At 68.9% G+C, this 12977-nt stretch carries 11 protein-coding genes and 1 pseudogene; 4 read left to right on the plus strand and 8 right to left on the minus strand.

Annotated features, from left to right (window positions below; all coding sequences use genetic code 11):
- Window positions 1-209, plus strand: a 209-nt coding sequence (locus tag U4Z31_RS36270) for a hypothetical protein (protein WP_321812923.1), incomplete at its 5' end; no start/stop codon positions are given.
- Window positions 210-236: 27 nt separating this feature from the next.
- Here the strand turns inward: U4Z31_RS36270 and U4Z31_RS36275 are convergent.
- Complete coding sequence (locus U4Z31_RS36275) at window positions 237-761, minus strand: lipocalin-like domain-containing protein (protein WP_321812924.1); 525 nt, start codon at window positions 759-761, stop codon at window positions 237-239.
- Window positions 762-854: 93 nt separating this feature from the next.
- Between U4Z31_RS36275 and U4Z31_RS36280 the strand changes: the two are divergent.
- Window positions 855-1178 (plus strand): annotated as a pseudogene (locus tag U4Z31_RS36280) (multidrug ABC transporter ATPase); the annotation flags it as partial.
- A 28-nt stretch (window positions 1179-1206) separates the two neighbouring features.
- Here U4Z31_RS36280 and U4Z31_RS36285 read toward each other — a convergent pair.
- Entirely contained in the window at window positions 1207-2358 is a 1152-nt protein-coding gene (locus U4Z31_RS36285) for an acyltransferase (RefSeq protein ID WP_321812925.1), read from the minus strand.
- Window positions 2359-2393: 35 nt separating this feature from the next.
- On the opposite strand from U4Z31_RS36285, the gene U4Z31_RS36290 reads away from it, so the two are divergent.
- Window positions 2394-2561, plus strand: coding sequence for a hypothetical protein (locus tag U4Z31_RS36290; RefSeq protein WP_321812926.1), 168 nt, complete (start codon window positions 2394-2396; stop codon window positions 2559-2561).
- Between the two features lie 151 nt (window positions 2562-2712).
- Window positions 2713-3645, plus strand: a complete 933-nt coding sequence (gene pip, locus U4Z31_RS36295) for a prolyl aminopeptidase (RefSeq protein WP_321795089.1) — start codon at window positions 2713-2715, stop codon at window positions 3643-3645.
- A gap of 88 nt (window positions 3646-3733) precedes the next feature.
- Here pip and U4Z31_RS36300 read toward each other — a convergent pair whose 3' ends face one another.
- The 6 genes from U4Z31_RS36300 to U4Z31_RS36325 form a co-directional block, all read right to left on the minus strand.
- The gene (locus U4Z31_RS36300) at window positions 3734-4006 is read right to left on the minus strand and encodes a hypothetical protein (protein WP_124485046.1); all 273 of its coding nucleotides are present in this window, start codon (window positions 4004-4006) and stop codon (window positions 3734-3736) included.
- A 172-nt stretch (window positions 4007-4178) separates the two neighbouring features.
- Window positions 4179-5255 carry a transglutaminase family protein gene (locus U4Z31_RS36305; RefSeq protein WP_321795085.1) on the minus strand — a complete coding sequence of 359 codons (1077 nt, stop codon included), beginning with the start codon at window positions 5253-5255 and terminating at the stop codon, window positions 4179-4181.
- A complete protein-coding gene (locus U4Z31_RS36310; protein WP_321812930.1) occupies window positions 5249-7855 on the minus strand; it encodes a circularly permuted type 2 ATP-grasp protein in 2607 nt (868 codons plus the stop codon). Before U4Z31_RS36310 ends, U4Z31_RS36305 begins: the two co-directional genes overlap by 7 nt.
- Before the next feature lie 212 nt (window positions 7856-8067).
- On the minus strand, window positions 8068-11487 hold the full coding sequence (locus U4Z31_RS36315; RefSeq protein WP_321812927.1) for a transglutaminase family protein: 3420 nt from the start codon (window positions 11485-11487) through the stop codon (window positions 8068-8070).
- Between the two features lie 93 nt (window positions 11488-11580).
- Window positions 11581-12555: a transglutaminase family protein gene (locus tag U4Z31_RS36320; protein WP_321812928.1), complete on the minus strand. Its 975-nt coding sequence runs from the start codon at window positions 12553-12555 to the stop codon at window positions 11581-11583.
- Window positions 12556-12563: 8 nt separating this feature from the next.
- Window positions 12564-12977 (minus strand): alpha-E domain-containing protein (locus U4Z31_RS36325; RefSeq protein WP_321812929.1); only part of this gene is annotated, 414 nt, incomplete at its 5' end.

Genomic DNA, 12977 nt, shown 5'->3' on the forward strand with positions numbered 1-12977 from the left:
CATGCGAGTGGCTGTCGGCGAACCAATGCCGTCATTGCCCCGACGAAAACCGTACGTTGGGCGCAGTTGCGAGCCGGTGCCCGGTCGAGCGTCGGATCGGTTTCATCTTGATATCGATCTGTCCGACCGATCGCTTTGTTTGCCGGCATCGACGCAACATGCCAAAGCAGGCCAGTTCAATCCCGCGTCCCGTCATTCCGCGGCAGTGACGACACACACTCGGCCTGTATTCGAAGTCATTTGGCTCGCCTCAGCACGACCTCACCCGAGCCTCCCCCGGAGGCTGAGGGCGTGGTCCATCTGAGCTCGTCTCCCGAGAGGACAAACGGCCTGCGTTGCTCGACACCGTTCCAGTTCGGAAACGTGCTTGCTTCTATGTGAAAGGTGATGGTTCTGTCTGCTTCGTTGACGACGTACGTGCCAAAATGTGCGATCGAACCTTGCACCACGGCGCGATATTCCTCTGCACTGCCTTTCATTCGATCGTTGGACACATACTTGGGTAAGTCGCTGCGCGAATTCACCAGCGCGTAGTGACCATGGCCATCAAAAATCACCAGACCGCGCGGATCAGATCCGTACATGGGTGTGCGGCTTCCGTCCGGGCGGACGGTGTCGACCGAGACATACGTCCATGCACCGGCCAGCTGCTGGTCCAATGACTTGTCCGGCTGCTGTTGACTCAACGCAGCGCCCGATTGCACCGCGAGCCCCAGAAGCACCCATCGCGAAGCAGCGGTGACGATGTGGATACGATTCATGGTCCCTCCCTCCTCTCGCAAACTGACCCATGACGACAAATATAGAACGCAAGCAAGGAAAGGCAGAGGCAATCGCCGCTGCCGCGAATGTGCGAAGGCGGCCGTATCAGCCCGTTGTTCGGCACCAACCTCTACGGATTGGTCGGCGTCGAAGGTGAAGCCTGCGGCCCCGGCATCGGCGATGCGCGCAGCGAAGAGGCCCGCATGACGATCGCCGTCGAGAAAGCATCGAGCCACGGCTTCGCCAACCTGTCGATCACGGCGCACATCACGGAGACGCAGCGCAAGAACGGTGATTACTCGGATACGGGCAAGCGCACGGCGCGCACGGTCGTCCACCACGACGGCAAGTCGTACGGCATCGACATGTTCCGGAACTTCTGGTATTCGCCCGCCGCAATGAAGCGCTTCAAGTAAGGCCGGAGCGAATCGCCACCCCACCCGCCTATTCCGCCACCTTCGGCCCGATCGCGTCGGTCGGCGCCGGCATCCGCCGCGCATCGTCGCGCATGCGTCGCGCCTCGCGCGCCGTATAGCGATCCTTCAGCCGCAGGAACGGCTTCTCGACGAGGAAATAACTCGCCATCGCGGCCAGCAGCGCCCATCCGATGCCGAGCGGGAACGCGTGCGGAACCGCCAGATCCGGATTCGCGAACGGCTGCTGCCACAGATACAGGCTGAACGAGATCGTGCCGACGAACACGACCGGCGCGGCCCGCAGCCAGCGCGCGCACCAGAACTCGCTGCGGAAATTCAGCACGACGATCACGATCGCGATCAGTGCGGCCTCGAGCGTCACGCCGTAGGTCGCATTCCAGAAGCCGCCGAGCCGATGTTCGGCAAGCGGCATCCCGAACAGCACGATGAAGACGAGCGCCGTCACGATGCGCGTCTCGCCGCGCCACGAGCCGATCCATGCTTCGAGCCGTTCGCGTTCGAGCGCCGCGTAGCAGCCGATCAGGATCGGATCGACGCCCGTATGCAGCATCATCCCGAGCTGCCCGCGCAGCGCCGGCGCGACGAAATACGTGAGCGCGCGAGCGAGCGGCACGGCCAGGATCAGCGCGGCCAGCCAGCGCGTGCCGCGACGGCGGGCGCCAAACACGAACAGCAGCGGCCAGAACCAGTAGAACTGCTCCTCGAGCGCGAGCGACCAGAAATGGCCGAGATACCACGCGCCGTCCGGGTGCAGCACGTTGTCGCCGCTCAGCCCGAACCATGCCGAGTAATTCCACAGATGCAGCGCCGCATACAGCCACTGGCGGCGCCCGACGTCGAGCCAGCCGACGGCGGCGAGCACGCCGATGGTCGCGAGATACACGTAGCACGCCGGCCAGATCCGCAGCGCGCGGCGCACATAGAACGACGTCAGCGCGATCCCGCCGGTGCGCGCGCACTCCGCGCGCAGCACGTTGGTGATCAGGAAGCCGCTGAGGACGAAGAAGATCAGCACGCCGAGCCGGCCGTCGGCGACGAGCCGCAGCGGCGCGAGCCAGCCGGTATAGCCGCCCGGCAGCACGCGTTCCGCATGGCCGACGACGACCATCGTGACCGCGACGGCGCGCAACCCGGTCAATTGCTTGACGCGATGGTTCATCGGTTCGTTTCCCGTTGGCACGGCGGAGGAACGGAATGAAGGCCGGCGCCCGCGATCGGTGCGCCGATATGCCGCCGGGATTTTGTCTGAAAAATATCGGAACGAAATTGCCGAAAAAAATTCCGCCGAGCATGCCGGCCGCAATGCCGCGCCGTGCAACCGGCTGCGCCGTCGCACGCAACGGCCGGAATGAATGGGCATAATGACAAGCCTTGCCCGGCGGCCGCCGGGCCGATGCCGACACAACGAATCTGCGGCGCCGCAATATCCGCGATACCGGCGCTGCCGTATTCCGATCGCCCACCGGCCCGTGCGTCGTCCGCCGCCCTGCCGACCCTCACCCGGAGCCTGCCTGTGTACCCACCGATCGAACCCTACGCCCACGGCCACCTCGACACCGGCGACGGCCACCGCATCTACTGGGAGCGCTGCGGCAACCCGTCCGGCAAGCCCGCGGTGTTCCTGCACGGCGGCCCGGGCGCGGGCTGCAGCCCCGACCATCGCCGCCTGTTCGATCCCGAGCGCTACGACATCCTGCTGTTCGACCAGCGCGGCTGTGGGCGCTCCACACCACATGCGAGCCTCGACAACAACACGACCTGGGACCTGGTGGCCGACATCGAGCGGTTGCGCGAGATGGTCGGCGCACAACAGTGGCTCGTGTTCGGCGGCTCATGGGGCAGCGCGCTCGCCCTCGCCTACGCGCAGACGCATCCGCAACGCGTCAGCGCACTCGTCGTGCGCGGCATCTTCACGATGCGCCGCGCGGAGTTGCTGTGGTACTACCAGGAAGGCGCGTCGTGGCTGTTCCCGGACCTGTGGGAAGAATTCCTCGCACCGATTCCGCAAGCCGAGCGCGATGACCTGATGGCCGCGTACCATCGCCGGCTGACGGGCGACGACGAAGCCGCGAAGCTCGAAGCCGCGCGCGCATGGAGCCTCTGGGAAGGCCGCACGATCACGCTGCTGCCCGACCCGGCGCTGGCCGCGCACTTCGCGGACGGCCACTACGCGCTCGCGTTCGCGCGGATCGAAAACCACTACTTCGTGAATCGCGGGTTCGTCGAGGAAGGCCAGTTGCTGCGCGACGCGCATCGCCTCGCCGGAATTCCGGGCGTGATCGTGCAAGGCCGCTACGATATCGCGACGCCCGCACGCACCGCATGGGATCTCGCGAAGGCATGGCCCGACGCGAGGTTCGAGATCGTGCCGGATGCCGGACACGCATTCAACGAACCGGGCATCCTGAAAGCGCTGCTCGCGGCGACGGACCGGTTCGCGGCGTAAGCGCAAGCAACGCAGCACATACCGCGCAATACCACGCGGCGCGCGGCGCGCGGCAGCCGGCCATGCCGGCCGGCACGCGCCGCCCCACTCAGAGCGCCGCTTCGACGATCGTGCGGCCGCTGATCGCCCGCTCGACGAGTCGTTCATCGCCAACCTTGCGGATCGCATCGTCGAGCAACCCTTCCGGCTCCTCGGTCGCGACCTTCAGCAGGCCCGACAGGCCACGCGCGTCGAGCACCACGAGCGTTTCCATCGAATCCGCACGGCTCACGAGCACGCGGCGGAACGCCGGGCCCGCGCCGAAGCTCGCGCAAAGCTCGATCGTCTCGTTGCCGAGCGTGTAGTCGAAGTTCTTGATCATGTCTGCCGCCGTTGCAAGGGAATGGCGACGCGCGACGGCGCGGCGCCGTGACGTCGACGCACCCGTGCGTGCCGCCGGCGCCGGATCGGGTCCGATCCGTTCGCCGGCAACACCATGCTAGGCGGGCAGTATTAACGACGACTTAAACGTCCGGCGACCGGCGCATCTGGCCTTAGAGCGCCTCATCGAGCGGCTCGACCGTCACACCGACCTTCAGCTCCTGATCCGCGCCGCCGCCGCGAATCACGCCGCGCAGCGGCGTCACGTCCGCGTAGTCGCGGCCGATCGACAGCATCACGTAGTCGTCGCCCGGCGCGCGGTCGTTGGTCGGGTCGAGCTGCAGCCAGCCGCCGTCTTCGGGCCACGCCGGGTCGTACACGTCGACCCATGCATGCGAGGCGTCCGCACCGATCAGCCGCGGCTGCCCGGGCGGCGGCTGCGTCAACAGATACCCGCTCACGTAGCGCGCGGCGAGCCCGAGCGAGCGCAGCGCGCCGATCATCACGTGCGCGAAATCCTGGCAGACGCCCTTGCGCAATCGCAATGCATCGAGCGCCGTCGTCGTGATGTCGGTGCTGTTCGGCGTATACGCGAAGTCGGCGTGAATCCGCCGCATCAGGTCCCATGCGGCCTGCACGAGCGGCCGCTGCGGCTTGAAGCTGGCGGCCGCATACGCAGCCAGTTCCGGATCGCACGCCACGTGCGGCGACGCGAACACGAACTCGCTCGCCGCGTCGTACGGCTGCCCCGCGCGAAACCGCAGGCGGTCGCGCACGGCTTCCCATGCGGTTGCGTGCTCGGGGTCGGGATGCGCGATCGCGGGCGGCGGCGCGCCGCGTGCGCCCTGCGACCAGACGGGCGGGCTCACGCGCACCGTGCTGCGGCTGCGCACGAGCAGCGCATCGTGCGGCTGGTTCAGCGCGAACGATGCGCGCGCGTTGCCGAACGCGTCGATCTCGGTGCCGACCGTTTCCGGTCCGGGTTCGATGTCGAGCGCGAACGACAGCACCTGCTGGCGCGGCGTCGCGAGCGGCTGCAGCCGCGCCTGGTGCTGGGCCGATTCGACGCGCGCCGCGTAGCGATATTCGGTGTCGTGCGTGACACGCAGGACACGACCGGCCGACGTCGTCGGCGTGGCCGACGTGGCCGATGCATTCGAGGCCGCGGGCACGACCGCCGCCGCTGTCTGCTTCGCACTGCCGGGGGCGGCCGCGGGCGGCGTCTTCGCCGCGTGTTTCGGCGTCACCATAGCGTCCTGCCCGCCTCGCGAACGTGGCTGAAATACCGCTCGCCGATCCGGTTCGACAGATCCCACACGGCCTTCACGGTCGTGTCGAGCGCATCGAGCAGCGTGTCGTGCCGACCATCGTCGCCGGTTTCACACAGTTCGTGCAGCGACCACGCAGGCACGTCCGGAATCGTCTCGGCCAGTTCGGACAGCGCATAGCCCTCGCTGCGCTCGACCTTCGTCAGCCGGCCGCGCAACGCCTGCACGACCCAGCCGAGCGAGCGCGGATTGTCGGTGTCGAGCACGACGAGCGACAGCAGCGGCGCGACGTCGAAGCCACGCTGGAAGCGCGAGCGGAACGTGATCGTGCTGTCGAACAGCTCCAGCACGAGTTCGAAGCCGTCCTGCCGGTGCACCGCGCCTTCGTCGAACGCGAACTTCAGCACGCTGCACAGGAAGTCCAGCCGGTCGATCTGCCGCCCGATCGACAACAGCCGCCAGCCGTCGTCGCGCGTCATGTTGTCGGTCTGCGCGCCGGTGATCGCGCCGAGCAGCAGCCCGAGGCGCTCCAGCAACTGCAGCGCCTCGTTGCCGATCTGCTCCTCGGCTTCCGGATGATCGGCGCTGTCGGCGAACAGTTGCGTCGCGTCGTCGATCAGCCGCCACTGATCGCTCGACAGCCGTTCGCGGATCGCGGCAGCCGCGCCGCGCATCCCGAACAGGCAGGACGCGATGCCCGACGTGCGGTCCGCGCCGCGCGTCAGCGACGTCGCGAGCGCGTACTGGAACGCACGCGGCGCATCGACGGCGTTCGGCGCGTCGGGCGCGATCAGGCCGGTGTCGCGGCACAACGTGTCGATCAACTCGAGATGCGCGGGACTGTCGACGTCGTCCTCGCCGCGCAGCCGTTCGAGCGCGGCGCGCGCGAGACGCATCAGGTTGGTCGCGCGCTCGGTATAGCGGCCGAGCCAGAACAGGTTCTCCGCCGCGCGGCTCGCGATCGCGCGCGGACGCTCGACCAGATCGTCGGGGCCGAGACGCGTCTGCAGCAGCGTCGTCGAATCGACGATGCCTTCGGTCATCACCCACGTATCGACCGTGCTGCCGCCGCGCGGCATCGGCGCGTTGAACAGCGTATCGCGCGTGCCGACCCGCGACAGTCCGCCCGGCAGCAGCCGCCAGCGCTGCGCGCCGTCGGCGAGCGCGAACACGCGCAGCAGCAGCGGCTTCGGCACGATGCGCGCGCCGCCGCTGCCGTCGGACGCGTCGTGCCCCGGCCAGGTCGGCGCCTGCGACAACGGCAGGTCGGCCTGCACCGTGTAATGCTCGGGCCGGGCCAGGATCCGCGCACGCCATTCGGCCAGCTGCGCCGGCGTGAGCCGCGCGCCGATCACCGGGTCGAACGCGCCGCCGGCCTGCACCTCGGGCGGATACGACGGCTTCACGATGCTGCGCGCAAGCTGCGGCAGCGCGTCGCCGCACGCGGCCGCCTCGCCGCACCACCACGAATGCACGGCCGGCAGCGTCAGCGTTTCGCCGAGCAGCGCTTCCGCGAGGCGCGGCATGAAGCCGAGCATGCCCGGCGACTCGAGGAAGCCCGAACCCGGCGCATTCGCGAGCAGCACGTTGCCGGCCCGCACGGCCTGCAGCAGGCCCGGCACGCCGAGCATCGAATCGGGACGCAGTTCGAGCGGATCGAGCCACGCGTCGTCGACGCGCCGCAGGATCCCGTGCACGGGTTCGAGCCCGCGCAGCGTCTTCAGGAAGACGCGGTTGTCGCGCGCGGTCAGGTCACCGCCCTCGACGAGGGTGAGGCCGAGGTAGCGCGCGAGATACGCATGCTCGAAGTAGGTCGCGCTGTGCGGCCCGGGCGTCAGCAGCACGATCCGCGAATTCTTTCTGGCGGGACTGAGCGCCTGCATGCTCTGCAGCAGCGACCGGTACGCGGAAGCGAGCCGCTGCACGCGCAGCCCGCGGAAACCGCGCGGAAAGAGCCGCGACACGATCAGCCGGTTCTCGAGCAGATAGCCGAGGCCGGACGGTCCCTGCGTGTGCTGCGCGACGATCCGCCATTGGCCGTCGGGGCCGCGCGCGAGATCGAACGCGACGACGTGCAGCCACGTGTCGCCCGGCACGCGTGCGCCGCGCATCGCGCGCAGGTAGCCCGGGTGGCCGGTCACGAGCGCGGGCGGCAGCAGCCCGCGCTGCAGGATCGTCTGCGGTCCGTACAAATCGGCCATCGTCGCGTTCAGCAGCCGCACGCGCTGCAGCACGCCGCGCTCGATCGCGACCCAGTCCTCGGGCGTGACGATCAGCGGCAGCAGGTCGAGCGACCACGGGCCGGCCGCGCCGTCGCCTGCGCGTTGTTCGTGGAGCTGGTAGAACAGGCCGTTCTCGCGCATGCGGCGCTGCAGCGCGTCGGCGCGGCGGTCGAGGTCGGCCACGCCGTCGCTGCCGATCGACGTGAAGAAGCTGCGCCATGCGGGGGCGAGCAGCGGCGCGGTGAGGCCGGCGGCACTGCCGCGCAGTTCGTCGTAGCGGCCGGCCGCGGCCGGCGCCGCGAGCGCGGCGGCCAGTTCCGCGGCGTCCGGCTGCGCGCCGGTATCGAAAAGCGTGGGCATCGCGTCGGCGTCGGCGAGATCGTCGGGGTGAATGGGCGGCACGGTCGGTATCGTTCCGTCGTCAGGGGGCAGCGGTGCCCGCGCGCCGCCGCACCGTCGTCCGGGCACGGCAGACGCGGCGGGCGGCCGCAGTCTGCCCGCATCCTAGCACTCCTCCCGGCGCGCCGGGAGGTCGGAAACCGCGCATCGTCGTGCGTCCTTTCATCCGACGATCAGGGCCGTCGCAGGTCGAGCGTGAACGGGAATTCACGGCTCGGCGCGGCGGCCGCCACGTCCATCCGCCCCGGCGTGTGCCCCATCGCGACGAAGCGCGCGAGCCGGCGGCTCTCGGCCTCGTACGCGTTGACCGGGAACGTCGCATAGTTGCGCCCGCCCGGGTGCGCGACGTGATACCGGCAGCCGCCCAGCGAGCGCTGCAGCCACGTATCGACGATGTCGAACGTGAGCGGCGCATGCACGCCGATGGTCGGATGCAGCGCCGACGGCGGCGCCCACGCCTTGTAGCGCACGCCCGCGACGTATTCGCCGACGGTGCCGGTCGGCTGCAACGGCAGCGCGCGGCCGTTGACGGTCACGACGTGACGGTTGTCGTTCAGCCCGGTCACGCGCACTTCGAGCCGTTCGACCGACGAATCGACGTAGCGCACCGTGCCGCCGGGCGCGCCCTCCTCGCCCATCACGTGCCACGGCTCGAGCGCGCCGCGCAGCGACAGCTGCATCCCGTTCACCGCGATCTGGCCGAACAGCGGGAAGCGGAATTCGAAATGCGGCGCGAACCACGCGGAATCGAACGCGAAACCGGCATCGCGCAGCTCGGCCAGCACGTCGTCGAAATCCATCTTCAGGAACGCGGGCAGCATGAAGCGATCGTGCAGCGCGGTGCCCCAGCGCGTGAGCGGCGTCGTATACGGCGCGGCCCAGAAGCGCGCGACCAGCGCGCGCAGCAGCAGTTGCTGGACGATGCTCATCCGCGCATGCGGCGGCATCTCGAACGCGCGCAGTTCGAGCAGGCCGAGCCGCCCGGTCGACGAATCCGGCGAATACAGCTTGTCGATGCAGAATTCGCTGCGGTGCGTGTTGCCGGTCACGTCGATCAGCAGGTTGCGCAGCACGCGGTCGACGAGCCACGGCGGCATGTCCTGCCCGTACAGCAGCTTGTTGCGCTGGATTTCCGCGAATGCGATGTCGAGCTCGTAGACCTGATCGTTGCGCGCCTCGTCGACGCGCGGCGCCTGGCTCGTCGGCCCGATGAACAGCCCCGAGAACAGGTACGACAGCGACGGATGGTTGTGCCAGTAGGCGATCAGGCTCGCGAGCAGATCGGGGCGGCGCAGGAACGGGCTGTCGGCCGGGCTCGCGCCGCCGAGCACGAAGTGGTTGCCGCCGCCCGTGCCGACGTGCCGGCCGTCGACCATGAACTTCTCGCTGGACAGCCGCGACTGCCACGCGGCGTCGTACAGGAATTCGGTCTGGCCGACGAGTTCGTCGAAGCTCTTCGCCGGATGGATGTTCACCTCGATCACGCCGGGATCGGGCGTGACCTGCAGCAGCTTGAGCCGCGCGTCGCGCGGCGGCGGATAGCCTTCGAGCACGAGCTTCACGCCGAGGGCCTGCGCGGTCAGCTCGATCGCCGCGAGCAGGTCGAGATAATCCTCGAGCGCGGCGAGCGGCGGCATGAACAGGTACAGGATGCCGTTGCGCACTTCTGCGCACATCGCGGTACGCGTGATCCATGCGGCCGATTCGAAGCGCTCGGGGTGGCGCTGCGGGTCCTGCGCGGCATGCGCGTGCCGGTCGCCGGCGGCGCTGCCGTCGCTGCGCAACTGCATGACGGTTTGCGCGGACGCTTCGCGATGCACGCCGGCCAGGTAACGCGGCGCGTCGGCCGCACCCGCATGACGCGCACGGAACGCGGCCGCGTCCGGCAGCGCGTCGCGCGGCGCGAACGGATCGCGTTCGACCAGGTACGGATAGTCGGCGCCGGCGACCCACGGCAGCGAATCGAGCGGCAGCCGATAGCCCATCGGCGAATCGCCGGGCACGAGGTACATCCGTTCGTCGCGGAAGAACCACGGGCCGGTCTGCCAGCGCGGGCCGTCGAGACCTGGCGCGTCGTCCGTGCGCTTGATCGGCAGCACGTAGCCGACCACGCTGTCGAGATGCTGGTCGAACACCTTGCGCAACCGCGCGCGCTCGAGCTCGTCGTCGAGGCGCGAGTCGAACGGGTCGACGTTGACGGGCAGCCGGCGCTCGCGCCACAGGTAGTACCAGACATCCTCGTAGCCGGGCCGCACGAATTCGTCGGTCAGTCCGAGGCGCGCGGCCAGCGCGTCGATGAAGCGCTTCGCGTCCTCGGTCGTGCACGCGGACGGCTCGCGCTCGTCGGCGAACAGCGACGGGTCGTGCCACACGGGCTGGCCGTCGGCGCGCCAGAAGATCGACAGCGCCCAGCGCGGCAGCTGCTCGCCCGGATACCACTTGCCCTGCCCGAAATGCAGGAAGCCGCCTTCGCCGTATTCGGCGCGCAGCCGCTGCACGAGTTCGGTCGCATAGCCGCGCTTGGTCGGGCCGAGCGCATCGGTGTTCCATTCGGCGCCGTCGCGATCGTCGATCGACACGAAGGTCGGCTCGCCGCCCTGCGTCAGCCGCACGTCGCCGGCCGTCAGCGCGCCGTCGACCTGCGCGCCGAGCGTGCGCACGGCGTCCCATTGCTGCTCGGTATACGGCTTCGTCACGCGCGGCGATTCGTACACGCGCGTCACCACCATCTCGTGCTCGAACGACACTTCGCATTCGTCGATCAGCCCCTCCACCGGCGCGGCGCTGGTCGGCTGCGGCGTGCACGCGAGCGGGATGTGCCCTTCGCCGGCGAGCAGGCCCGAGGTCGGATCGAAGCCGATCCAGCCCGCGCCCGGCAGGTAGACCTCGCACCACGCGTGCAGGTCGGTGAAGTCGACCGACGTGCCGCTCGGGCCGTCGAGCGCCTTCACGTCGGGCGTGAGCTGGATCAGGTAGCCGGACACGAAACGCGCGGCGATGCCGAGATGCCGGCACAGCTGCACGAGCAGCCACGCGCTGTCGCGGCACGACCCGGACGCGAGCTCGAGCGTCTGCTCGGGCGTCTGCACGCCCGGCTCCATCCGCACCAGATAGCCGATGTCGTGCTGCAGCTGCTGGTTCAGCGCGACGAGGAAGTTCACGGTGCCGGCCGGCGTGCGGTCGACGCCGTCGAGATACGCGCGGAACAGCGGCGCCGCGCTCGTCTGCGGATCGCACGCGAGGTACGGCGCGAGTTCGGTCTTCAGCGCATCGTCATAGCTGAACGGGTATTGCTCCGCGCTGGCTTCCAGGAAGAAGTCGAACGGGTTGTACACCGACATCTCGGCAACCAGGTCGATCGTGATCTCGAAGTGTTCGGTGCGCTCCGGAAACACGAGCCGCGCGAGATAGTTCGAGAACGGGTCCTGCTGCCAGTTGATGAAGTGCTGCGCGGGCTCGACGGTCATCGAATACGCGACGATCGGCGTCCGGCAGTGCGGCGCGGGCCGCAGCCGCACGATCTGCGGCCCGAGGTTGACGGGCCGGTCGTAGCGGTAGCGGGTGGTGTGATGCAGCGCGACGTGAATGGGCATGGGAGAGCCGCTCGGTTCGGGTTGGACCGGCCGCGCGCGCCGCGTCGCCGTCGCTGCGGCGGCACGGCACGGCGGGTTCGGAGAAGGTGTGCGTCAGACCAGTTCGGGCGACTGCACGACGCTGATCTCGATGCCGACGGCGCTCGCGCCAATCCCCGTCACCGGTTGCGCGTCGCGATAGTCGAGGCCGACGGCGATGCGCACGTAGCGCTCGTCCGGGCAGCGGTTCATGAACGGATCGAAGCCGACCCAGCCGAGCCCTTCGACGTACGCCTCGGCCCACGCGTGACCGGCCGGCTGCTGCATCAGCGCGACGGCCTGCGGCTGCGCGCCGAGTGCCGCCTGCGGCAAGCCCTGCGACTGTGCGGCATGCGATGCGCCGAGCACCTGCTGCATGCCGTCGCCCGTCTGCAGCGCGAGCGCTTCCTCGGCATCCTCGTCGCTCGCGCTCTGCTTCGCGTCGGCGATGCGCTGCATCGCGCTGTCGGCGAGCACGTAGCCCGAGATGTAGCGCGCGGGCACCTTCAGCGCGCGCGCGGCCGCGATGAACGCGTGCGCATGGTCGCGGCTGGTGCCCTCGCCGCTTTGCAGCGCGGTTTCGGCATCGACCGGCGCATCGGCCAGGTTCGGCGCATATGCGATGCGGTCGTGCACTTCCGTCATCAGCCAGTGCAGCGCATCGAGGCTGTGCGGCTCGATCGGCAGCGCCTGCGTGAGCTCGCGCACGGTTTCGCCGGCTTTCGTGAGCGCGGTCTCGCGCTCGAAGATCCACGGCGGCGCATAGCCCTCGGGGTTGCCGAGAATGCCCGCGCGGTCCTGCGTCTCGACGACGCCGGCCGCGACCACGACGACCTCGTTCTTCGCGCCGCGGTCGTGGCGCACGAGGTCGATCCGGTTGGCGAATCCGTCCGCATAGGAAAGCGTCGGCTCGACGCCGTCGATCGTGACCTGCCACGCGCGCACCGTCTGCCCGGGCCCCGATTGCGGGCGCAGCCGCAGCCGTTGCAGCGCATGGGTGGCTTGATCGTCGAACTGATAACGCGAGATGTGTCGGATGGCGAGTCGCATGGCAAGTCTCAGTCGAAGTTGTAGGCCTGGGCGATATCGATCCCCAGGCTGTTGTTGCGGCCGATGAAGTCGGTCAGGAACTCGTGCAGGCCGCTCTTGAAGATCCGCTCGACCGAGGTGTCGGACAGCATCTGCAGAATCTTCGTGGCCGTTTCGTGACACGGGTGTGTCACGCCGTAATCCTTCGCGAGCAGGTTCAGGCTCGACACCACGCGCCCGTAGCAATAGCGCAGCGAGCGCGGCATGCGGCCGTTCAGGATCAGGTAGTCGGCGATGTTCATCGGCTTGTACTGCACGTCGTACACCCAGCGATACGACCGGTGAGCGGCCACGCAGCGCAGGATCGTCTCCCACTGGTAGTTGTCGAGGATCGTGCCCACGTGCGACACCGACGGCAGCAGCAGGTGGTATTTCACGTCGAT

It is taken from the genome of Burkholderia sp. BCC1985 (genome assembly GCF_905339915.1).
Classification (GTDB): Bacteria; Pseudomonadota; Gammaproteobacteria; order Burkholderiales; family Burkholderiaceae; genus Burkholderia.

Coding starts and splice junctions, on each gene's coding strand:
- U4Z31_RS36275 (WP_321812924.1), bottom strand. CDS start 761: ATGAATCGTATCCACATCGTCACCGCTGCTTCGCGATGGGTGCTTCTG.
- U4Z31_RS36285 (WP_321812925.1), bottom strand. CDS start 2,358: ATGAACCATCGCGTCAAGCAATTGACCGGGTTGCGCGCCGTCGCGGTC.
- U4Z31_RS36290 (WP_321812926.1), top strand. CDS start 2,394: ATGAAGGCCGGCGCCCGCGATCGGTGCGCCGATATGCCGCCGGGATTT.
- U4Z31_RS36300 (WP_124485046.1), bottom strand. CDS start 4,006: ATGATCAAGAACTTCGACTACACGCTCGGCAACGAGACGATCGAGCTT.
- U4Z31_RS36305 (WP_321795085.1), bottom strand. CDS start 5,255: ATGGTGACGCCGAAACACGCGGCGAAGACGCCGCCCGCGGCCGCCCCC.
- U4Z31_RS36310 (WP_321812930.1), bottom strand. CDS start 7,855: ATGCCCACGCTTTTCGATACCGGCGCGCAGCCGGACGCCGCGGAACTG.
- U4Z31_RS36315 (WP_321812927.1), bottom strand. CDS start 11,487: ATGCCCATTCACGTCGCGCTGCATCACACCACCCGCTACCGCTACGAC.
- U4Z31_RS36320 (WP_321812928.1), bottom strand. CDS start 12,555: ATGCGACTCGCCATCCGACACATCTCGCGTTATCAGTTCGACGATCAA.